Here is a 23,145-nt window from a genome sequence, read left to right as displayed (position 1 = left end):
GTTTGCATAAGGCTATTCAATAGAAGAATCATGATGCTTACTTGAATTTAATGAGTTAAATTCAAGTTTAAAAAATTTGTATGGATTGCTTATATGGCTGATAAAAACGTTTTATCACAAGAAGAAATAGATGCATTACTAAAAACAGTTGGTGAATCTCCTGAAGAGGGTCATCAAGAATCAGAAGGTGAAACACTTACTAAAGAAAAATCGGATCATAAAAAAGCAAAAACGAATAAAAATGATGTAACGAACTCTACATTTGAGCCAATTGAAATAAAAAAAGAAAATGATGTAAAGACACTTAATTTTACGGCTCAAGAACGTATTGTCAAAGGCAAGCTGCCCGTATTAGATAGAATTTATGACCGCGCAGTGCGTCTGTTTGCATCTGATATTTATAATGTGACCGCCAAAGATTTTGAGATTAAGCAAGATCCATTACTTATTATAAAACATCGCGATTTCATGGAGAGTTTGCCTAACCCAAGCTTAATGAGTATTTTTAAATTCAAACCATTACGCGGCAAAGGCATAATTCTTTTTGATAGTACTTTTGTCTATGATCTTGTCGATTATTATTTTGGCGGTAGTTCCCAATTCTTTGCCCAAAAAGACAGAACAGATTTTACTGCAACTGAGTTGCGTGTTATGGAGGTGATCACGAAAAAGCTCATTGCTAACCTGAGTCAAGCTTGGAAGCCCATTATTCAGCTTGATATCACCAAATTTAATGATGAAACAAACCCACAGTTAGTCAATATAGCAGAACCCGAAGAAATGCTATTAGTAGCGCGTTTTTCCATGGATTTTGGCAAAGAAATAGGTATTTTCTATTTTATTTTGCCTTATTCGATGGTTGAGCCAATCAAAGAGCAATTGGAGCTTGGTGCTTCTCGTCCAGATGATGAAATTGATCCAAACTGGGTCAAATCATTAAAAGAAGAGTTAATGGATGTTGAATTAACTGTGAGCTCGGCAATGGCTGAAACCAAAAGCACTCTCGGTGCTGTGATGTCATGGCAAGTAGGGGATTTTATACCTATGGAAATGAAAGAAATAGTTACTTTGGATATTGAAGGAACTCCAGGATTTACGGCAACTCAAGGTACTGCGAATGACAAGCGTGCTGTAAAAATAATAAAAAATATTAGTTATTAGGAGATGAGGAATGTCTCAAGAAGCAATAGAACAACCCAAACCATCAAATACTCTTCCTCAGGAAGCAGACAGTGAAAAAATGGATTTGATTCTGGATATCCCTGTATCTGTGACTGTAGAAATCGGCCGCACTAAAATGACGATTCGTAATTTACTCCAATTAAACCAAGGAGGAATTGTTGCCCTGGATCGTTTAGCAGGTGATCCGCTTGATGTTTTAGTCAATGGGACTTTAGTTGCACATGGGGAAGTGGTAGTGGTTAATGATAAATTTGGTGTGCGATTAACCGATATCGTCAGCAAAGCAGAACGAATTAAGCGGTTAAGATGATGCAATCTGCACTCAATCAGGGAGAGCTCATGCGTGTTGTCATGGGCTTATTGTTGGTTTTATTGCTTATCCTTCTATTGTCTTGGCTGGTGAAGCGGTTACATGGTATGCAAATGAGCTCGACAAAAGGATTTCAATCCATAGCGAGTATGATTTTAGGACCTAAGGAAAAAATTACCTTGTTAAAAGTAGGGACGCGTTATTTGTTGGTTGGATCAGGTTCCGGGCATGTCACGCTGCTTTATGATTTTGGTGAAGAACTACCGACAGGTTTTGATTCCAAAAATAAAACTTCATTTGCAGTGCTACTTAAATCAGTTACGAAATCATAAGATGAATAAAATGAATTTAATGATGCGATATCCATCCTATAACATAGAGAGAGTTAGTTTTTATAAATCTCGAGTTAGTCTACGTTTCACTCTAGCCTCTGTATGTATCATTTTGTTGTGTTTGGTTCCTCTTGCTGTGCAGGCTGCGCCTTTATCTTTACCTGCCATGACAGTACAACCTGGAGCAAATGGTGAACAAACTTATAGTGTTAATCTGCAAATTTTGATTTTTATGACCTTGTTAACTGTTTTGCCGGGGATGTTGATGGCAATGACGGCTTTTACAAGAATCATTATTGTACTTTCTATATTACGCCAAGCTATAGGCTTGGCGCAGACTCCTACGAACCAAATCTTAATTGGTATTGCGTTATTCATGACTTATTTTGTGATGAATCCTGTTTTTAATAAGATCAATGATACAGCAGTGCAGCCTTATCTTGCAGAGACTATGAAATTCCCACAAGCTTTGGCAAATGCACAGGTTCCTTTGCGTGAGTTTATGTTAAATCAAACTCGAAAAAATGATTTGTCGTTGTTTGAAAAATTTGCTCAAAAAAATCCGGCGAACCTTAACGAAGTGCCAATGAGTGTAGTGATTCCCGCATTCATTACCAGTGAATTAAAAACAGCGTTCCAGATTGGCTTTATTTTGTTTTTACCTTTTTTAATTATTGATATGGTGGTATCCAGTGTTCTGATGGCTATGGGTATGATGATGCTTTCACCTTTGATTATTTCATTACCCTTTAAGATCATGCTTTTTGTTATGGTTGATGGGTGGACACTTATTTTGGGATCGCTGGCGTCGAGTTTTGCTATGAGTTAAATGCCTCATTTTGCGTCCAGATTAGGAATTATAGGGAAATAAAAATTATAGGGAAATAATATGACCCCAGAGTCTATAACTTCTATATTTAGCGAAGGTGTGTATTTGATGTTGTTATTGATCATGGTACTCATTCTTCCTGGCTTGATTGTTGGTGTGATTGTTTCGATGTTTCAGGCAGCGACACAGATTAATGAAACGAGTTTAAGCTTTATACCTAAATTATTTATTACTTTTTTAATGCTCGTATTTGCCGGTCCTTGGTTATTGAAGACTATGGTGAATTACACTGATTCTTTAATTACCAATATTCCTTATTTAATCGGTTAACTGAATATGAAACTGGATTATCCAACCATAATACATATGATAAGCCAGGTTATTTGGCCAATGGGGCGCATTGGTGGGTTACTGCTTACCGTACCTGTTTTTTCTTCTGTCTTATTACCTGCCCGTATTAAAATTATTTTACTGTTTGTTTTAAGTTGTGTCTGTGCCTTTATGGTTCCGAAAGAGCTTTCTTTTCTGAATTTTAATGGACTGTTCTTAGCTTATATCATTCAGGAAGTACTCTTTGGACTATTAATGGGATTTGTTTTGCAGCTTGTGTTTCAGGTTTTTGTTTTGGGCGGACAAATTATTGCAATGCAGGCAGGTCTTGGTTTTGCGGTGATGGTGGATCCTGCAAGCCGGGCAAGTGTTCCCTTGGTTAGTCAGTTTTATTCAATGATGATGACCTTAATATTTTTGGCGCTTAATGGACATTTAACTGTTTTTGAAACTTTATTAGATAGTTTTACAGTTATGCCTGTAGGACAGTTATCTGTAACTCAATCGATGGTCTGGAATGTTGTTTTATTTTCGGGATGGATGTTTAAACAGGCACTATTGATTTCAATCCCTGCTTTATTGTCTTTGCTTATTGTGAGCCTTGCATTCGGAATTATGTCTCGAGCAGCCCCACAATTAAACATTTTTTCTCTAGGATTTCCCATTACCTTAATTATGGGGATAGTAGTGATTAAGGTAGGTTTGTCGAGTATTGCGGTACAAATGACAGATCTTATCAAAGAAGGAGTGCGCTTTATGATAGGGATGTTACCCCGATGAGTGATCAAGAACAGGCTCAAGAAAAAACGGAACAGCCCTCGGCCAAGCGCCTTAGAGACGCGCGTAAAAAAGGTCAGGTTGCACGATCAAGGGATTTCAATAGCACAGTAACGTTACTTTTTACGGCGGTAGGATTCCTTATTTTTGGAAAGCAATTGGCGCTGCAATTAGCAGTCATGATGCGCCATGCTTTTGAATTCGACACGCGAGTTATACTTACTTCTGCTGTGGGCGTGGAGCGTTTATATTTTCTAGTTAAGATGGGATTTTGGTCCTTAATGCCTTTGTTGGTGATTATATTTCTCGTTACCCTGGCAGCACCCCTGCTTATGGGAGGCTGGGTGTTTAGTGGCCAAGTGTTACAGCCTAAATTTTCGCGACTCAATTTCTTTCAAGGAATCAAACGTATGGTTTCGTTGAAAGGTTTTGTCGAGATGTTCAAATCATTGTTTAAGTTTCTCTTGGTCGCAGTGGTGGCCATAGTAGTACTTAAAGCACAAATTCCTGCATTACTCAATTTGGCACATGTTCCTATAGAAACAGCGATTAGTACCGGCAGTCTGGTCGTAGTGAAATCTTTTGTATTGATTGCTGCTAGTTTGATTTTGATCGCTGCTTTTGATGTACCTTTTCAATTGTATGAGCATCATAAAAACATGAAAATGACGATGCAAGAATTGCGAGATGAATACAAAGAAATGGAAGGTAAACCCGAAGTAAAAAGCGCTATTCGTCGTGCTCAGCAAGAGATATCGAGACGACGCATGATGAATGAAATACCTAAGGCAAATGTGGTTCTAACAAACCCTACCCATTATGCTGTAGCGATCAGTTATAAAGAAAAGAGCCATAAAGCACCGATAGTTGTGGCAAAGGGTAAAGATTTGATTGCTTTTCAAATAAATAAAATTGCGACATCACATAAAATTCCCATTATTTCAGTACCGCCTTTGGCACGAGCGCTTTATTTTTCTACAAAGTTAAATGCAGAAATACCGAGAGGGCTTTATGTCGCTGTAGCTCAGGTTTTAGCTTATGTATTTCAACTGCGTGACAAGGAACGTTATGACTATAAACCTTCTGTATTACAGAATGTTCCTATTCCAGCAGAGTTAGTGCGTGATGCAGAGGAGGCTGCTAATGAATAAAGCATTACAGTATATGCAATATTGGATGCATCAAGGTTTGGGTACCCCCTTGGTACTAATCATCATGCTCGGCATGATGATGTTACCTATGCCACCATTTTTATTGGATATGTTCTTTACTTTTAATATCGCTTTGTCACTTGTAGTCTTGTTAGCGGTGATTTATAGCGAACGACCTTTGGATTTTGCTGTATTTCCAACCGTTATATTACTCGCAACGTTACTACGTTTGTCGTTAAACGTAGCCTCAACGCGAGTCGTTTTATTAAATGGTCATAAAGGTACTGATGCAGCTGGGCATGTGATTCAATCCTTTGGTGAGGTCGTTATTGGCGGAAACTATGCTGTAGGTCTCGTCGTATTTATGATTTTAGTAGTCATCAATTTTGTTGTAGTAACCAAGGGTGCTGGGCGTGTATCAGAAGTAAGTGCTCGCTTCACTTTAGATTCTTTGCCTGGAAAGCAAATGGCGATCGATGCGGATTTGAATGCCGGTTTAATTAACCAGGAGCAGGCGGTAAAACGTCGATTGGAAGTGGCACAAGAAGCAGATTTCTATGGTTCGATGGATGGTGCTAGCAAATTCGTTCGTGGTGATGCAATTGCCGGGATTTTAATTCTGGTTGTTAACATTATCGGTGGATTGATTATTGGGGTTTTTCAGCATGGGATGAGTATTTCTGATGCATTGCATAACTATATTTTATTAACTATAGGTGATGGTTTGGTAGCGCAAGTACCCTCGTTAGTTTTATCAACCGCAGCGGCCATCATTGTTACTCGAGTTTCAAGTGCACAAAATATGGGACATGCGGTGATTTCTCAGTTACTTGCTAATCCACGTTCATTAATTATTGCATCAGGTATTATTGGATTGATTGGTATTATTCCTGGAATGCCTCATGTAGCATTTATTCTCCTTTCTGCTGGTTTAGCAGGAATTGCTTATTTGTTTCTTCAGCAAGATAAAGCAAAACAGAAAGAACAGATTAACCAGGAAAATGAATCTCTGGCAGTTCAAAATCCAAATATCTCCACGGAATTGTCATGGGATGATGTGAATCCTGTTGATGTAATAAGTCTTGAAGTAGGATATCGCTTAATTCCTTTAGTGGATCAAGCACAAGGAGGACTTTTACTTGCTCGAATTAAAGGGGTGCGAAAGAAAATATCACAAGAATTGGGTTTTCTAATTCCTTCAGTACATGTCCGTGATAATTTGGATTTAAAACCTAACCATTATCGAATTAGTTTGGCAGGGGTAGTAATGGGGGAAGCGGCGATTCATCTTGATCGTTGCTTGGCTATAAATCCTGGGCAAATTTTTGGCGAAATTGAGGGGATAAGAACTCGTGATCCAGCTTTTGGTATGGAAGCCGTTTGGATTAATGAAAGTCAAAGAGAGCAAGCACATACCTTAGGTTATACGGTGGTCGACTCTTCGACGGTTGTTGCCACACATTTAAGCCAAATATTAGAGCAAAACAGCCAGCAATTGTTAGGTTATGAAGAAACTCAACAGCTTTTAGACAAGCTTGCAGTTAGCTCACCTAAACTAGTGAAAGAATTAGTACCCGATGGTCTTTCTTTAGGAATGGTTAGTAAAGTGTTACAAGGTTTATTAACGGAGCATATCCCTCTAACAGATATTCGCACTATAGTCGAAACTTTGGCGGAATTAGCGCCAAAATCTAAGGATACGGAGTATTTAATCAGTCAAGTCCGTATTGCTTTATCTCGATTAATTACCCAAAAAATCAGTGGTGTTCATGAGGAGCTACCAATTATTACGTTAAAACCTGAGTTGGAACAATTATTGCAAAACATTATTCAAAGTAGTGGATCTGGAGGCGTAAATTTCGAGCCTGGAATGGCAGATAAAATACAACATTCTTTGACACAATTAGCAATGCAACAACAGGCGAAACAAGAAAGTTCAGTATTAGTAGTACAGCCAGGAATTCGAGCAGTATTGGCACGATTTGTGCGTAATATATCTCATGACTTTCATGTTTTGTCTTATCAGGAGATCCCTGATAATAAACAAATAAGAATAGTAGGCACAGTAGGATAAAAATGATAACTGAAGACAAACTTCTCAGTTTTCTTACAAGCGAGCTACAATTTCTAAAGAGGCATTGCGTGAATAGTGACAAATTTCTTCATAAGCAGGAGGCTTTATGAAATTAAAACGTTTTGTTGCGGCCGATACACGCAGCGCTATGAAACAAATTAAAGAGACACTTGGTGCCGATGCCGTCATTTTGTCCAGCCATCATATTGATGGTGGTGTAGAAGTCGTGGCTGCAATTGATTTTGATGAAACAATTCTTTCAACTTCAGCAGCAGTGGCATGTGCTGAGCCAACCAGTCAGACTAATAAATTTCAAATGCAAACACCGCTTGATGATATGCGTCAGGAAATTCAAACACTAAGAGGTATGCTTGAAGCACAATTAAGAGGAAATGTTGGAGTCTATGAACCTTTACATACTATTTTGCTCCAAAAACTTTTGTATCTAGGGGTAAGCCACACCACCGCTGCGACTTGGGCGTGTTCTGTGCGCTCTGATTTAAATCAACAAAGAGGCTGGGAATCTGTATTGAATCTTATTTCGGATCAATTAGCCATTTGTGATACACGTCGAATAGAAGAGGGTGGGGTTTATGCTTTTGTTGGACCAACTGGTGTTGGAAAAACGACAACGTTGGCTAAAATTGCAGCGAGATTTGCTTTGAGGTTTGGAGCAGATAAGTTAGGTCTAGTCACAATGGATACTTATCGAATAGCGGCACAAGAACAACTCATGATGTATGGAAAAATCTTGGGGGTTAAGGTGTGTGTTGCTCAAGATGAGGTTTCTTTGGCACGCGTGTTACGGCAATTAAATGATAAAAAATTAATTTTGATTGATACAGCGGGAATGAATCCAGCAGATGAGCGAGTTGTAAAACAAATGCATGTATTAGGCACTTATTTGCAATCGATTTCCAAGGTTTTGGTTTTACCTGCAACAAGTCATTACCAAGTGTTAATTGATGCTATAAGACGTTATGAAGCAAATCAAATTGATCAGTGTATTTTGACAAAACTGGACGAGTCGCTCGCTGTGGGTGGTGCACTAAGTGCACTTATTGAGTCGGGTTTAGGTGTGAGCTATTTGACGCACGGGCAACGTGTACCTGAAGACATTAAAATGGCAACACGCCATCAGCTTGTTGAATTATTTGCTGAACAGGAAGCACAACTGTTTCGGACAGATAATGTTAGGAAAGCACATCAAAGTGCTGGGAGAGAATATCATGTCTAAAGTGAGACGAAATATAAGTGATCAAGCTTCAGGTCTGAGAAGTCTATCGCGTGCGAAGCCGATCAAGGTAATTGCAGTCTCTGCCGGAAAGGGCGGGGTTGGCAAGAGCAATGTTTCTGTTAATTTGGCAGTTGGTTTGGCTCAACTCAATAAAAAAGTAATGCTACTTGATGCTGATTTGGGATTGGCAAATATCGATATCATGCTAGGATTACATACTAAATATAATCTGTCGCATGTAACTCAGGGAATTTGTCATTTAAGTGACATTATTTTGCCAGGACCTAATGGTATCAGTGTCATTCCTGCAGCTTCCGGAACCGAGTTTATGACTCAACTCTCTCCAACAGAGTTGGCTGGGATTATTGATGCATTTAATGAGCTTACTGATGATTTGGACTACATGATTATTGATACCGCTGCTGGCATATCTGACACGGTTTTGAGTTTTACTCGTTCATCTCAAGAATTAATTGTAGTTGTATGCGATGAACCTACCTCATTAACCGATGCATATGCTTTAATTAAAGTAATGAGTAAGCGTTATGAATGGACACGTTTTCATATTTTAGCCAATATGGTAAGAAATGAGCGAGATGGACGAGAATTATTTAACAAATTATTTAAAGTTTCCGAGCAATTTCTTGAGGTTCAGCTAGACTATTTAGGAGCAGTTCCTTTTGATGAACACATACACAGGGCAGTGAAAATGCAAAAACCCGTATTAATTGCTTATCCTGATTCTGCCGCTGCACTGGCGATGAGGCAGTTAGCAGACGAAGTATCTGAATGGCCACCTAGTTCTCTACTGGGGGGTAATACCAGTTTCTTTTTAGAGCGTTTAGTCGCGGGTGAATTTTAAGGAGATTAATGTGGATGCTTTGGCTGCCTATAGCAAAGTGAACCAGCAAATTCAAGAAACGCTGGTAAAAACTCACGCCTTGTTGGTTAAGCGCATAGCACATCATTTATTGGGGCGTTTGCCACAAAGCGTACAACTAGATGACTTAATACAAGCGGGAATGCTTGGTTTGCTGGAAGCAACAAGACATTACGACTCTTCCAAGGGGGCTTCATTTGAAACCTATGCGGGGATCCGAATCAGAGGATATATGCTTGATGAAGTAAGGCGTAATGATTGGGTACCTCGTTCGGTGTATCGTAATGCAAGAATGATTTCTGAAGCAGTAAAAATTGTTGAGCATCGATTAGGAAGAGAGGCCAAAGATTCAGAAATAGCAGCTGAACTTGGAATATCACTTAATGAATACCATGAAATGTTACAAGACTCAGTGAGCAGTCATTTATATGGTTTTGAAGATTTGGGTGTTACTGATGATGCTTTACAGGTCGAAGATGGATACGCCTCTACCGAGCCTCATGTTAACGTATTTCATAATGATTTGATGCGACGTTTATCTGAGGTAATTCGTGGATTGCCCCATAAAGAGCGAATGGTGCTCTCTTTATATTACGAACAAGATTTAAACCTAAAAGAAATTGGAGAGGTTATTGGCGTTAGTGAGTCACGTGTTTCACAGATCCTCAGTCAGGCAACACATCGTATTAAATCACGATTACCGGAATAACAAGAATGGATGCTTTAACTTTAATAGGGATGTTAACCAGTTTTTTAGCTATTACTTTAGGTCAAATGTTAGAGGGTGGAAGCATGCAGACCCTACTGAACTTTTCTGCATTGCTCATTGTGCTGGGAGGAACTATCGGTGCTGTTATGGTGCAAACACCACTAAGTACCTTTAAACGTGCATTTAAAATCTTGCCCTGGGTTGTTGTCCCTCCCAAACTCGATTTTGAACCCTGCCGCAACAAGATGTTCGAGCTGGCGCGAAAAGCCCGTCAGCTGGGTTTACTTTCCTTGGAAGAGCATTTAGAAGTTGAAAAAAATCCACTTATTAATAAGGGATTAGAGTTGTTAGTTATTGGTGTAGATAAACTGACGATAAGACAAGTTCTTGAGGATGAGATTGATCGTGTCGAAGCACTTGACTCTCATGCCGCACAGGTTTTTGAAAGTATGGGGGGATACAGTCCAACCATAGGAATTTTGGGTGCGGTATTGGGATTGATTCAAGTGATGCGCCATTTATCAGAGCCAAGCGAATTAGGTTTAGGTATTGCAGTAGCGTTCGTAGCTACTATTTATGGAGTTGGAATGGCTAATCTTATTTTTTTACCGGTGGCGAATAAATTAAAAAGTTGTATCGCTCGCCAAGTGCATTATGACGAAATGATTGTAGAAGGGGTAGTTGCCATCGCATCCGGAGAAAGTCCAGGAATTTTGCTGTTAAAACTTAATAATTTTGGCCAACAGAAGAAAGATGAAACAAAGAAAAAAAAGAAATGAACAGCAGAACGATCATCATCGTTGGGTTGTCTCTTATGCAGATTTTATTACCTTGCTATTTGCATTCTTTGTAGTGATGTATGCTATCTCCTCCGTAAATATTTCAAAGTACAAATCCCTTTCAGAGGGAATGAAATCAGCGTTCAATAAAAAAGATGAGGCTCGGGCACTCACATCAACGAAAAGTATAAAAGACGGACCGCAAACCAAACAATTTAAAGGACCTTTTAATGATGGACTTGATGAATTAAATCAATCATTGGCTGATTTGGAAGATGGAAATTACAAGATCAATCGACAAGAAGGTTGGGTTGAATTGGATATTAACTCAGGTGCTTTATTTGACTCAGGTGAATCAGATTTAAAACCAGAAGCTTTTGTTAAATTAATGCGATTAGCCACAAAAATTAAAAAATCATCTTCTATTGTTGCCGTAGAGGGCTATACAGACAATATTCCTATAGAGACGCCACAATTTCCCTCAAATTGGGAGCTTTCAGCTATGCGTGCAGCAGTTGTTGGGCGTATTCTAAATTCCTTTGGAATTGAAACACAGCGCATTTTAGTGACGGGTTATGGAGAACAATATCCGGTTGCTGATAATGTTACAGAACAAGGGCGAGCTGCAAATCGTAGGGTGACAATCATAATTGCGTTAAATCGTAATATTCCTCGTCTTTTAAATCCATCGCTAAGTCAACCAGCAGCCCATCGTGTAGTCATCGGGGATAAGGATATAAAATGATAACTTTTCTTTTAAGTTTAAATGTGCTTATTTTTGTATTCGTACTGAATTACTTATTTAATCAGCGGAAGAAATTAATTGATTTTCAAGAAAAATTGGATATCCAGCAAAAATTAATAGAGCAAATCACAAAAGATCATCCTGTGTTGATTCATGCTGATTTATTATTTTCTAAACAATTAAAAGAGATAAATACTCAATTGATTAGTATGGATAATCAAATCCAGGATTTGGAAAATAAACGAGCTAATGATGGCGGATATCGCCATGCTTTGCGTATTTTAGAAATGGGGGGTAATCGAGATGAAATTGTTGAAAGTTGTCATTTATCTCCTGCAGAAGCTGATTTATTAATGAACTTGCAAGCCTATCGGACCGCAATGAAGACTTCATAGTCTGTTTTTTTGCCTACTTTCACGGTAAAATCGCAAACTTATTTTTTTACATAGTCGCGCTTTAGTTGAATTTAGCTCGAGTGCAGCGTAGTCACTCTGCTTTTAAGTTAAGCGAAATTCCCTTCTCCCCAAAAGGGAGAAAGTGCTCGTTAGGACGGATGAGGATATTTATTAGCTCATTCTCCCCCTAACCCCCCTCCCAGTAATGGGAGAGGGGAGTTTATTACTAACTTAAAAGCAGAGTGACTACGCTGCATCCAGACTACATTGAGATTAGGGCTGGGATCTAATTACTAATTTTAAAGAGACACTTATGTTAGAAGTAAACCAAATTAATCTTAATCTGGTGGATCTTATTAAGCGAGTAGACGCGCTTAGGGGGTATCTTTGACTTTGACGCTAAGAATGAGCGTTTAGAAGAAGTCGTTCGAGAATTGGAGTCATCTACAGTTTGGGATAATCCGGAGGTTGCTCAAGCCCTGGGTCGTGAACGAACACAGTTGGAAGCAGTTGTTTCAACTTTAACTCAATTAGGTCAATCCATTACTGATTTAAATGAATTATTTGAAATCGCGCGTGAAGAAGGCGACGAACAAACCATTAATGAAATTGGTGAAGAGTTAATTTCTATTGAGAAAAAAGTCGCTGATTTAGAGTTTCGTCGGATGTTTTCTGGGAAAATGGATGACTCAAATGCTTACTTAGATATTCAATCAGGTTCTGGTGGTACTGAAGCTCAGGATTGGGCCGAGATGTTATTGCGTATGTACTTACGTTGGGGTGAGCAACATGGATTTACTACGGAGCTGATTGAGTGTTCTCCGGGTGAAGTTGCTGGTATTAAAAGTGCTACTATTTATTTTAAGGGAGAGTATGCTTTTGGATGGTTGCGTACAGAAAGCGGAGTGCACCGTTTAGTGCGAAAATCTCCTTTTGATTCAGGAAATCGACGACATACTTCTTTTGCAGCAGTATTTGTTTCACCTGAAATCGATGATGATATTGATATAGAAATTAATCCTGCTGATTTACGTATTGATACGTACAGGGCTTCCGGGGCCGGAGGGCAGCATGTTAACCGAACTGACTCAGCAGTGCGTATTACTCATGCACCAAGTGGAATTGTAGTACAATGTCAGAATGATAGAAGTCAGCATCGTAATAAAGATCAGGCAATGAAACAGCTGCGTGCTAAGTTGTATGAGCTGGAAATGCAAAAGAAAAATGCAGAGCAGCAAGCGTTAGAAGCCAGTAAATCAGATATAGGTTGGGGATCCCAAATTCGTTCATACGTTTTGGATCAATCTCGTATTAAAGATCTGCGAACCAGTGTTGAAACAAGCAATACACAAGCAGTTTTGGATGGGGCGTTGGATCAATTTATTGAAGCCAGTTTAAAGGCAGGAGTAGGGCAGCATGAGTGAAGAACATATTGAACATATAGATGAAAGCGAAGTTTATTATATTCGTAAACAAAAATTGGCTGAATTACGTACAAAAGGTTTTAATTTTCCAAACCAATTTCGTCGTGAAAATTTAGCTCAAGAAGTCATAAAACATTATGACTCATTAGATAAAGAAACTTTAGCACAACAACATATTAAGGTTACTGTTGCCGGCCGCATCGTATTGAGGCGTATTATGGGCAAGGCCAGTTTTTTCCATATTCAAGATTTTTCTGGACGGATTCAAGTATATATCCGAGCTAATGATCTTCCCGAGCAATATGAGGAATTCAAGCATTGGGATTTAGGTGATATTGTTGGGGTTCAAGGTGAGTTATTCAAGACAAATACGGGTGAGCTTACCGTAAATGCGGAGCATATTGAGTTATTGACGAAATCATTGCGCCCCTTACCTGATAAATTTCATGGGTTAGCCGACCAAGAAGTTAAGTACCGTAAACGCTATGTGGATTTAATTGCTAATGATGAAAGTCGCCTTACATTTTTAACACGTTCGCGATTAATTCAAGCCTTTAGACAATTTATGGATCAACACTATTTTCTGGAAGTAGAAACACCCATGATGCATCCCATCCCGGGTGGGGCTATGGCACGTCCTTTTGTTACGCACCATCATACTTTGGATATGACCATGTATTTGCGCATCGCGCCTGAGCTTTATTTAAAACGTCTCGTTGTAGGCGGATTTGAGCGCGTTTATGAAATTAATCGTAATTTCCGTAATGAAGGAATTTCAACGCGTCATAATCCAGAATTTACTATGGTTGAATTTTACCAAGCCTATGCAGACTATCAAGACTTGATGAATTTTACCGAGGAATTATTGCGTTACCTCTGTGATACGGTTATGGAAAAACGGCAGGTGGAGTATCAAGGTCAAATGATTGATTTTAATAAGCCATTTGCACGCATGACGGTTAAAGAAGCAATTTTATATTATCATCCAGAAATCAATGCTCAACAGTTAGAAAGTGTAGCAAGTTGTCGTGAGATATTGCAGAAAAAAGGGTTTCCTTTTAAAGAAACGGATGGCTTAGGCAAACTGCAAATCATATTGTTTGAAGAAACTGTTGAACATCAATTATTTCAGCCTACTTTTATTACGAGTTATCCTACTGAAATTTCTCCTTTGGCACGCCGTAGTGATCATGATTCAGATGTTACGGATCGGTTTGAGTTCTTTATTGCTGGTCGAGAAATTGCTAATGGATTTTCTGAGTTAAATGATGCAGAAGATCAGGCAGAACGTTTTCGTAAGCAAGTTGAAGAAAAGGATGCAGGTGATCTAGAGGCTATGCACTTTGATAGTGACTACATCGAAGCACTGGAATATGGATTGCCTCCTACAGCAGGAGAGGGTATAGGTATTGATCGCTTGGTCATGTTGTTTACCAACTCTCAGTCAATTCGAGACGTTATTTTGTTCCCACATTTGCGCCAATAATAAGAGCAATATACCAGAGATATAGCCTGACTATCGTGGAACCATAACCCAGTTTTTTGTGACGATCACAAACACCGGTATGGTTTCGCGATAGCCGGGCTATGTTTTAAGAATTCATATTGGGTATTGAGCCCAATCTAAGGAATAATAATAATTTATCAGGTGGCTTATGTTTGTTACTCACTTCCAGAAGGCGATTACATACATTAGAGAAACTCAGGAAATAGCTTTATTTGCTACAATGGCTGATGCAAGACTATCAGCGGCATTTAGTGCATCCCCTTTGTTTTATATCATTTTGCCTTTTATTGGTTTCTTATTGACGGTAAATGCCTTAATTAATGGATTCCAACTTGCAAAAGCCAGCAATCGCAATGTTGATCGATGGTTACTTTTTGCTACTTCTGCGATTTGTGCTGCTTTAGCAAGTGTATCACTTTATGGAGCTGCACTATCAAAGATTCTTGGTTTTAGCTTTGCTGCAGGCCCTTGGTTTTTTTTTAGTAGTTTACTTGTGGCATTGACTCATCAGTTCATGATGTTTGGAATCAATTTATATAGAGCCTTTGAATCCCCCAAAGACAGTATTCAACGTATGCATTATATGCAGGCAGCTTTAAGTAACGCCTTTGCCATGGCCTTTTTAGCCTCAGCTTTAGGTGCCGTTGTTTTTGTTTTACTTTTTCCTATGGCTCCAGTTCTAGGTGCTGGATTTTCAATTACTGCAGTATTATTTACTGGTGTTGATTTATTATGGCGTATGGCTCCTTATTCTGTAAAACAACTCATCAAAGGTTGGCTCCACTTGAGCAAGCCAGATGTAACGCAGGATGCAGTGGTGAATCAGGCGGCCATTTTTAACTCTAAAACTAATGAAGAAGAGCCTAAACATCACAGGATGTTTACGTGTTGTGATTACAGTGCAGTGATTCGGAAAATGGATAGTGCAGCAGTTAAAGCTTATCTTTTAGAGCTGATTCAGAACAAATTGAAGCTGTTAGAGTCAAAATTTGATCCTAAAAATGAAAAAATAAATGATAAGATTTCATTATTAAAAACACTATTAAAAGCAATTGAAAATCCTCAAAAAATTTCCAAAAAGAATGTTAGAGCTACATATCCTTTAGCTTTTCAAAGTTTTTGGGCAGACAAAGGCGATGTGGAGCAGATATTGGATGCTGTTATTGCGTTTCAGGATAAGGACCGACTTGAAAAGCATACTCGATTGAGTCTAGACATGGGATAAAAATCTATCAACTGAGTGAAGTTGATTGCAATATAAAAGTTTCACTCTTAATCGAGTAAGAAGTGGGGAGGGCAGAAAGTAGATTGTTCCATGGTTATCCTATAATTTTATCTCACCTTGCTATGGTCTATATTAATCGATATATATTTACAAAATGATCCATCAATGTGTTGTGAAGAGATTTTTCTAAATTATGATGAGAGTAATCTACTCTAAATAAATATAAATTATTAGGTTAAAAGATATGGTTTGGGAAAACACCCTAAAAAAAATCAGCAATAAAACAGCTTTGAAAGCCGCTTTGCAATGGGTAGATAATCCAGTTAATTTACAACTGGTTAACAACCAAATCAATTGTGTTTATCGTTTTGAGTCTGAGGGTAAAGGATTCTATTTACGCATAACGCATGAGAAAATTCGGCCACAAAAAGAATTAATTGCTGCCATCGATTTTCAGCAACATTTGTTTCAAATGGATGCGCCAGTTTGTGACGTGCTTATATCGAAAAATGGATGTTATATTGAAACTGTAGTGCAAGAAGAACTCCATTTTTTAACCCAGGTATGTTCTGAAGTACCGGGAACTATTATGCATTTTGGATATCAGGATAAAAATGTATACGTACACTGGGGGCAAGCATTGGCTCGTTTACATCGTGCTGCAGGAAGTTATCAAGCGGATGGCCATCATTTTAGAAGCTGGAACGATTTATGGAACGAAACGGCAGACTACCTTGCTCATGAGGATTCTGCTATTCAGGATTTATTCCACACCATTGATGAGCACTTCAAAGTTTTTACAATAAATAACATTAATTTTGGTTTGACACACGGGGATCATCGTCCAGGAAATGTGCTGTTTGACGGCAAACTAATTCACTTTATTGACTTTGATGAACCGGTTTATCATTGGTTTATGGCTGATATTGCCAAACCTTTTTTAGATTTATGCGGCAGTCCATATTCCGAATGGGCCACGAAATTTGCCTGGATGATAGAGGGATATCAGCGTATTTTAGCTATTGATGAACAGTTATTACATGCGATCAATGATTTTAGCCAAATGAAAAGCCTGGATATCTATCTTTGGTGTAAAAATAATTGGCATGAACCTACAGCACCAGGTGGAAAACCAAGGGAACAGTGGCTTAATGAGTTAAGGCATATGGCATTTACACCACTATTTCAATTTTAAACTACATGGCTTCCCAAGAAGAATTAATTAATAAGCCTGGGTACAGTGCAGCGAAGCCTAGGATCTAAGAGGATATTTTTAAGCTACCATTATCTATGGATGTGAACCATAATAGCCTTCGAGCCAAGCCAGTTGTCCGCAAGCACATATTCAAACATCACCTTATTGGTAATGGCCTGGGCAATATATTGATTTATGTGTTCGTATTGAAGTTCCTTTAGATGTTTCTTTGTGCTGAAGAGTGTTACGAGATTTTAAAGAGGAAAAAAGAGGGAAAAGGAGCTTATGAACGAGTTGGAGTTTTATTTAGAAAAAGTGAGGCCTTTATTTTCTTTAGTCAAAGGAAAAGCAGATAATGCAATCAAATCCTATTATTGAACTGAATCTTTGGTTGGCAAGAGAACGGGAGACTGGGGCACCTAACCCAAGTCACGCTGTTTTATCGTCTATTTCATTAGATGGTGTCCCGCATAGCCGAGTCGTTGCTGTTCGTGAAATTTCAGATGAAGGGATTTTATTTTTTACGCAAAAAAGGACTCGTAAGGTAAATGAATTAAAAAACAATCCTCGAGTAAGTCTTGTTTTTTGGCTGGAGCTTTTGCAGCGAGAAGTGATTATTGAAGGTAACGCTCTATTTCTAAATCATGCTGAGAATAAAAAATATTGGGATAATTATCCTCAATGGGCTCAAATTCGCTTTTTAAGCTATGCTCCGAATTCAATGCAATTAATTGAGAGTAAAGAATTTCTCGAAAAAAAACGTCAGAAGTTAGAGGAGTCATTTTTGAATAAACTAATCCCTCTAAGCCCTGAATATTGCGGTTTCCGTATCAAGCCGGAACGCATGGTATTCTATGCATACCGGCAAGATGAACTGTCCGATGTTTGGGAGTATGTTTTAAAAAATAATGAATGGAATTTACAACGTTTATCGCCCTAAAAATATCTGAGTAAAGTGGATGCATAAACGAATTCAATTATTCTTTACACTAAGTGTAAAAATTTACCGTTAGCAATAGAAGACAATAGTTGGTTTTTATTACTCCTACCTCCAATAAGTCACACATTTTGATATTTATTTGATCTCATGGGGCGTTCTCAACTACACTTTCCCAGTTTTTATAATTTAAGGAAGAGCATTATGAAAAAACATCCTGAAAGCAAATCCCTGCCGTCATCTCCGCGCAAGTATGAACCGCCCAAGCCTCCTAAAAGCAAATCTGGACCAGCATCTCCGCGAGAAATTAATGTGCCTGATTCTCAAGGGGAAATAAGGGTAGGGGACCCTCCGTTTACTGACAAATCAAGTAATGAGAAGAACGGGCACACAGAGACGCCCACAGGCAAAGGTTCAATTACCCAAGCTTTAAAGTTTTTCCGAAGTGGAAAATCCACATCCTTCCCAATCCTACCAACCGCTCCAGCGACTCCACCTGCAACTCCTCGAGCAACTTCTTCTAATGCGCCACCAGGTATTTCTCTAGCACTAAGTAGTGAAACTATAAAAATCAAGAAAAAAACTGCTAAAGTTGCAGAAGCCAAAGAAGCAGAAGAACCAATATTAAAAAGAGCTGAATCTCATAGAACTATGTTTGGTGTGCTTTGTCTGGATAATTTAATTTCTGAAACAAAGCATCCAGAATTATATCGTCGAACGATTGCATGTACTGTTTTGGCGCAACATTATAATACCTATATCGACTTGCTGGTTAAGTCCAAGTGGCATACAGCAGGCAGTTTAAAGTCTCTTCACACTGAAAAAGCGCAAAAGCTGCTTCAACACACGCAAGGAGAGCAGGTTAAACTAATGAAAGAGCTTTGCCAAATCCTAGATAAAGCATTAACTGTTTATTTAATAGAGACAAGTGATGACGCAGGACAAGTTGATAAACTCTGTGAATTCCTAAGAGAACGCATCGATGCAGTAATGGGGATCACCCAATTTGATAATTACCCATTTGTTAAGGGGCTTTCTTATAAAGACAAACGTCATTTTTTTCCTAAAGAGATAAATTGTAATTTAATGACGATGAAGAGGATACAAAAGAAAGAGTATGAATTAAGAGCTGAAATTCAAACAGCGGCTTTGGACTTCTTGCAAACAGAAAAATTTAATGAACCACTGGCAATAGTTTTGCCGTTTTTGGCGCATTATGTGAACGTTTATCATGGGCGAGAATACGGTGAAACCTTAGAAAAATTAGGTCATACAATAGTTCAAGTATATGGTTATCTGGAAGAATTGCGAATCATGGAAGCTAATTTTGATTCTGCTATTAAAAATAAGTTTACTCCTCCAGGATTCATTAGTTTCAACTCCTTGTTACCTGATCATGCTGAATTTCGTAGACTTCTGGTAAGTCAAATAAGTTGGGTCTTAAAACAAAAAAACTCTAAACCTTCATGCAATCCTTCTGAGTCAGATTTTTTCATTTGTGATGGCAGTGAATTACTTTCAGCAATAAAGATGGAAATTTCTTCTTTTACGAAAGGATTTAAAAAAATATCCAAGGAGGTTCCAAAGGATTTACCAAAATTAGCGAAAAGGTTGGCTGAAAAGATGTTGGAAGCGAATCTAGCATTAGAGTCTGAAGAAACCCACGATAAGGTAGAATCTCGAGCTTTTGGTTATTAACTAATTGATTTAGAGATTAATAATCAGAAGTTATGTGGGTGAAACGAAGTGCGCTAAGTGAACTTAACCAGATGAGTAAATGTCCACTTCGTTTCACCAACTTCAGGAATTAGTTGATATAGCTATACTGTGAAATGAAATTCAGCAGCATTTTGCTCAACTAGCTTGTCATGCGCTTGTACTAGACCATCAACAAAGAATTCTGTTACTTTTTCATAATCATCAGCCGGTAATACTGTTTCAAAATGTTTAAATAATTTTTCGACTATTTCATGGATTTCTAAGCCTCGAAATGAAATATTAGAAGGCGCTTCAGAAGCAAATTGCATTCTTAAGTGGCTAATGAATTTTTCCGGTGGAACATGAAGAAATGAACGAATAAACGGTTTCAAAAGAGGAGAGTAAGTATTTGCTAATAAGCTTTGTTTTTTTAATGCTTCAAGCTCTGATTGTGTTCCTATTCCACAAATAAATAAAAGGAACTGCACCGCGACTTGAGCTACGGGATTGAATTGTTCATCCTTAAATATAGCGCTTTCTTTTTTTAATCCTACGGCGGCTAACAATAATGAGTGAGCGATTTTCTCGAGAGATTTGTCATTTATTTGCTGTTTTGAATAATTGCTATGAAGAGCAAAATATACTTTAGACCATTCTTGAAACTTGTTCAGAAAGGTTTTACTGTCTTCTACAAATCGAGGCAGAGAAGGTTGAGGCATGTATGGAAAAATTATCTCATGCGGCTTATGAACTTCCATCGGGCCTGTATCAGCCACAACAGCGGTTAACGCCGCCAAGTCATCCCACTCAGACCTGGAGTTTCCATTATCTAAATTTATTTGTTGTGATTGTGTTGAACTTACTTGTGTTGATGTACTATTGTTTACTTCGGCGCGCTTCATTTTTTTTCTTTTCGGCGTATCTTGAGTACTTTTCTGCTCAGCAGAGTTACTTTCCGAAATAGTTTCAGAGAAACGACGTTTGGGGGCTTGTTGTGGTAATTTTTTTAATAAATCATTTGCCAGTTCAAGTCCCGTTTCAATAGAATCCAAGAGGTTGTTATTTATTGAGAGTTGAGCTCTAAGAGTCCTATCTTTATATTTACTCTCTAATATTCCTTTAAAATTAGTGTATTCATCAATAATATTTGTTAGTTCTTTTCTTATTAAAGCTGCATTTGGCATATTATTCTTTTCTTCTTTTTCAATATAAAAAAGCCGCATTTCAGCCTTAAGTAATTTAATTTTATGCAACTGAAAGTTGGCTTTCAGTATGTGTCCTGAGTGTATTTCATTCAAATGAGAAGGATGGAGTAATGTATGCGAATGAATAATTTTCTGAAAACAATCATTCGCTTTGTCTAACATAATAAGCGAGTTTTCCAGAGTTGTATTTTCTTTATTTTCATAAGAGTAATGGATATAGCTATAGGCAATAACTAATAGAGCGTCGTTATTTTTTGCATAATCAAAGGCAGACATATTATTATAGAGTTTTTTCAAATAGCGAGCTGGTATTTGTTCAAACAGCTTAATATTTTCAGCTAATAACTGGAATTGATTTGTGTCTGATACATAATCATTAAAATTGGCAAGCACTTTTTTATGTATTTTTGTTAATCTGGACATAGGTACCCTTTAATGTGATTTCATTGTCAATAAATAGCCTGAGGCTTTTTCGAGGGCGAATTATGATAGAGAATGATTAAAAAAACACTAATAAAATGGCATTTTTTTGAAAGAATGCTCAAAAAATGAGTAAAGCAGGTTGAGTTGTAAACACAACCTGCTTCGGTTGTTACATCCCGGAATAATTTGGTCCACCGCCACCTTCTGGGGCATGCCAAACAATATTTTGTCGAGGGTCTTTGATATCACAAGTTTTACAATGAATGCAGTTTTGAGCATTAATTTGTAATTTGGGGCCATGTTCTTCTTCAATAATTTCATAGACCCCTGCAGGACAATATCGACCTTCAGGGAATGCATAGGTTTTTAAATTAATATCTATTGCCGATTGAGGTTTTTTCAATACGAGATGGCAGGGTTGATTTTCTTCATGATAGGTATTTGACAAAAAGACAGATGACAGCCTGTCAAAAGTAAGCACGCCATCGGGTTTGGGATAATCTATTTTCTTTGCTTCATTGGCCGGAAGCAATGCATTGTGATCCGCATGATTTGACAGTGTCCATGGGGAGTATCCACGTGTAATGTATGTTTCAAAAGCCGCATTGAGCAAGCCTGGAATTAAACCGTATTTAAATCCTGGTCTTATATTGCGAACAGCGTAGAGTTCCTTTTCTAGCCAGGATTTTTTGACTTTTTCCGGATAACTAGTTAATTCAAATTGGGCTTCGCTTTCTTGTTGTAGCGCCTCAAAGCATGCTTCTGCTGCAAGCATACCCGATTGCATTGCTGTATGTATTCCTTTGATTTTAGGGACATTAAGGAAGCCTGCGGCATCACCAATTAAAGCGCCACCTGGAAATGTAAGCTTTGGTAAAGATTGCCACCCACCTTCATTAAGCGCACGTGCACCATAACTGATTCGTTCGCCTCCCGTTAAAACAGGTTGAACTAATGGGTGCGTTTTGAAACGTTGAAACTCTGCAAAAGGATTTAACCAGGGATTTTTATAATCCAAACCAACTACAAAACCAATGGCAACACGTTGTTTAGATAAATGATATATAAATGAACCGCCGTAGGTTGCGAAATCCATGGGCCATCCCACAGTATGAATTACTTGTCCGGGTTTATGATGTTCTTCTTTGATCTGCCATATTTCCTTTATCCCCAATCCATAAGTTTGCGGATTTGCTTTATCCCTGAGGTGATAGCGTACCATCAGGCTTTGGCTAAGTTGTCCACGACACCCTTCAGCAAGCAATGTCTGCTTAGCAAGTAAATGCATTCCAGGTTGATAGTTGTTCGTTTTCTCTTTATTTTTATCGAGGCCTACATTCCCGGTTGCAACGCCAATAACTTGATTTTTATCGTTATAAAGGGCCTTAACTGCAGCAAAGCCAGGATAAATTTCGCAACCCAGAGATTCTGCTTGTTGGGCAAGAAACATGCAAAGCTCGCCCAGACTAATAATATAATTACCTTTATTATGCATGGGTTTGGGGGTGGGAAGTTTATAGAAATTTTTTTGAGTTAAAAAATAGAATAAATCTTCAGTTACCGCAGTATCAAGAGGCGCATCTTGCCAGGTATCAGGGAGTAGTTCTTTAAGGCTTTTCGGCTCCAGAACCGCTCCAGAAAGAATATGAGCACCAACTTGAGCTCCTTTTTCTAAGATACAAACAGATAATTCTTTTTTTGCAGCCAAAGCCAGCTGCTTCAATTTAATCGCGGCAGATAACCCCGCCGGTCCAGCACCGACGATGATTACATCAAATTCCATGGTCTCGTGTTCCACACG

General features: G+C 38.3%; 22 protein-coding genes. 20 read left to right on the top strand and 2 right to left on the bottom strand.

What is annotated here, in order from left to right; all coding sequences use genetic code 11:
* The first annotated feature begins 93 nt into the window (after window positions 1-93).
* The 20 genes from fliM to DGG96_RS06235 all read left to right on the top strand — a co-directional run bounded on the left by fliM (window position 94) and on the right by DGG96_RS06235 (window position 19,716).
* A complete protein-coding gene (gene fliM / locus DGG96_RS06330) occupies window positions 94-1,161 on the top strand; it encodes a flagellar motor switch protein FliM (RefSeq protein ID WP_110141512.1) in 1,068 nt (355 codons plus the stop codon).
* 10 nt (window positions 1,162-1,171) lie between these two features.
* Window positions 1,172-1,492, top strand: a complete 321-nt coding sequence (gene fliN / locus DGG96_RS06325) for a flagellar motor switch protein FliN (RefSeq protein ID WP_076547449.1) — start codon at window positions 1,172-1,174, stop codon at window positions 1,490-1,492.
* On the top strand, window positions 1,489-1,824 hold the full coding sequence (fliO, locus tag DGG96_RS06320) for a flagellar biosynthetic protein FliO (RefSeq protein ID WP_233590484.1): 336 nt from the start codon (window positions 1,489-1,491) through the stop codon (window positions 1,822-1,824). The genes fliN and fliO overlap by 4 nt, the downstream gene beginning before the upstream one ends.
* Before the next feature lie 10 nt (window positions 1,825-1,834).
* Window positions 1,835-2,653: a flagellar type III secretion system pore protein FliP gene (gene fliP / locus DGG96_RS06315; RefSeq protein ID WP_233590483.1), complete on the top strand. Its 819-nt coding sequence runs from the start codon at window positions 1,835-1,837 to the stop codon at window positions 2,651-2,653.
* A 60-nt stretch (window positions 2,654-2,713) separates the two neighbouring features.
* A complete protein-coding gene (gene fliQ, locus DGG96_RS06310; protein ID WP_110141513.1) occupies window positions 2,714-2,983 on the top strand; it encodes a flagellar biosynthesis protein FliQ in 270 nt (89 codons plus the stop codon).
* Window positions 2,984-2,989: 6 nt separating this feature from the next.
* The gene (fliR, locus tag DGG96_RS06305) at window positions 2,990-3,763 is read left to right on the top strand and encodes a flagellar biosynthetic protein FliR (RefSeq protein WP_110141514.1); all 774 of its coding nucleotides are present in this window, start codon (window positions 2,990-2,992) and stop codon (window positions 3,761-3,763) included.
* On the top strand, window positions 3,760-4,911 hold the full coding sequence (gene flhB / locus DGG96_RS06300) for a flagellar biosynthesis protein FlhB (RefSeq protein ID WP_110141515.1): 1,152 nt from the start codon (window positions 3,760-3,762) through the stop codon (window positions 4,909-4,911). Before fliR ends, flhB begins: the two co-directional genes overlap by 4 nt.
* Entirely contained in the window at window positions 4,904-6,985 is a 2,082-nt protein-coding gene (flhA, locus tag DGG96_RS06295; RefSeq protein ID WP_110141516.1) for a flagellar biosynthesis protein FlhA, read from the top strand. The genes flhB and flhA overlap by 8 nt, the downstream gene beginning before the upstream one ends.
* Window positions 6,986-7,091: 106 nt before the next feature.
* Complete coding sequence (gene flhF / locus DGG96_RS06290; protein ID WP_110141517.1) at window positions 7,092-8,222, top strand: flagellar biosynthesis GTPase FlhF; 1,131 nt, start codon at window positions 7,092-7,094, stop codon at window positions 8,220-8,222.
* Complete coding sequence (locus DGG96_RS06285; protein WP_110141518.1) at window positions 8,215-9,084, top strand: MinD/ParA family protein; 870 nt, start codon at window positions 8,215-8,217, stop codon at window positions 9,082-9,084. Before flhF ends, DGG96_RS06285 begins: the two co-directional genes overlap by 8 nt.
* A gap of 10 nt (window positions 9,085-9,094) precedes the next feature.
* Complete coding sequence (locus DGG96_RS06280) at window positions 9,095-9,811, top strand: RNA polymerase sigma factor FliA (protein ID WP_110141519.1); 717 nt, start codon at window positions 9,095-9,097, stop codon at window positions 9,809-9,811.
* A gap of 5 nt (window positions 9,812-9,816) precedes the next feature.
* Window positions 9,817-10,590 carry a flagellar motor protein gene (locus tag DGG96_RS06275; protein ID WP_110141520.1) on the top strand — a complete coding sequence of 258 codons (774 nt, stop codon included), beginning with the start codon at window positions 9,817-9,819 and terminating at the stop codon, window positions 10,588-10,590.
* Entirely contained in the window at window positions 10,565-11,335 is a 771-nt protein-coding gene (locus DGG96_RS06270; RefSeq protein ID WP_110141521.1) for a flagellar motor protein MotB, read from the top strand. Before DGG96_RS06275 ends, DGG96_RS06270 begins: the two co-directional genes overlap by 26 nt.
* Entirely contained in the window at window positions 11,332-11,730 is a 399-nt protein-coding gene (locus tag DGG96_RS06265) for a DUF2802 domain-containing protein (RefSeq protein ID WP_110141522.1), read from the top strand. The genes DGG96_RS06270 and DGG96_RS06265 overlap by 4 nt, the downstream gene beginning before the upstream one ends.
* A 313-nt stretch (window positions 11,731-12,043) precedes the next feature.
* Window positions 12,044-13,154 (top strand): peptide chain release factor 2 gene (gene prfB / locus DGG96_RS06260; protein ID WP_110141523.1). Its coding sequence is split into 2 segments (ribosomal slippage): window positions 12,044-12,118 and window positions 12,120-13,154, totalling 1,110 coding nucleotides; the frame shifts between segments, so codons are not numbered across the junction.
* On the top strand, window positions 13,147-14,640 hold the full coding sequence (gene lysS, locus DGG96_RS06255; RefSeq protein ID WP_110141524.1) for a lysine--tRNA ligase: 1,494 nt from the start codon (window positions 13,147-13,149) through the stop codon (window positions 14,638-14,640). The genes prfB and lysS overlap by 8 nt, the downstream gene beginning before the upstream one ends.
* 169 nt (window positions 14,641-14,809) lie before the next feature.
* The gene (locus tag DGG96_RS06250; RefSeq protein WP_110141525.1) at window positions 14,810-15,886 is read left to right on the top strand and encodes a hypothetical protein; all 1,077 of its coding nucleotides are present in this window, start codon (window positions 14,810-14,812) and stop codon (window positions 15,884-15,886) included.
* A 244-nt stretch (window positions 15,887-16,130) separates the two neighbouring features.
* Window positions 16,131-17,081: a phosphotransferase enzyme family protein gene (locus DGG96_RS06245; protein ID WP_110141526.1), complete on the top strand. Its 951-nt coding sequence runs from the start codon at window positions 16,131-16,133 to the stop codon at window positions 17,079-17,081.
* Window positions 17,082-17,436: 355 nt separating this feature from the next.
* A complete protein-coding gene (locus DGG96_RS06240) occupies window positions 17,437-18,021 on the top strand; it encodes a pyridoxine/pyridoxamine 5'-phosphate oxidase (RefSeq protein ID WP_110141527.1) in 585 nt (194 codons plus the stop codon).
* Between the two features lie 201 nt (window positions 18,022-18,222).
* Window positions 18,223-19,716, top strand: a complete 1,494-nt coding sequence (locus DGG96_RS06235; RefSeq protein ID WP_110141528.1) for a hypothetical protein — start codon at window positions 18,223-18,225, stop codon at window positions 19,714-19,716.
* Window positions 19,717-19,838: 122 nt separating this feature from the next.
* Here DGG96_RS06235 and DGG96_RS06230 read toward each other — a convergent pair whose 3' ends face one another.
* Window positions 19,839-21,344 carry a hypothetical protein gene (locus DGG96_RS06230; protein WP_110141529.1) on the bottom strand — a complete coding sequence of 502 codons (1,506 nt, stop codon included), beginning with the start codon at window positions 21,342-21,344 and terminating at the stop codon, window positions 19,839-19,841.
* A 169-nt stretch (window positions 21,345-21,513) separates the two neighbouring features.
* Entirely contained in the window at window positions 21,514-23,142 is a 1,629-nt protein-coding gene (locus tag DGG96_RS06225) for an electron transfer flavoprotein-ubiquinone oxidoreductase (RefSeq protein WP_110141530.1), read from the bottom strand.
* Window positions 23,143-23,145: the final 3 nt, after the last annotated feature.

This window comes from Legionella qingyii (genome assembly GCF_003184185.1).
Note: the sequence above shows the minus strand (reverse complement) of the source record. Positions and strands in the feature narration are given on the sequence as shown.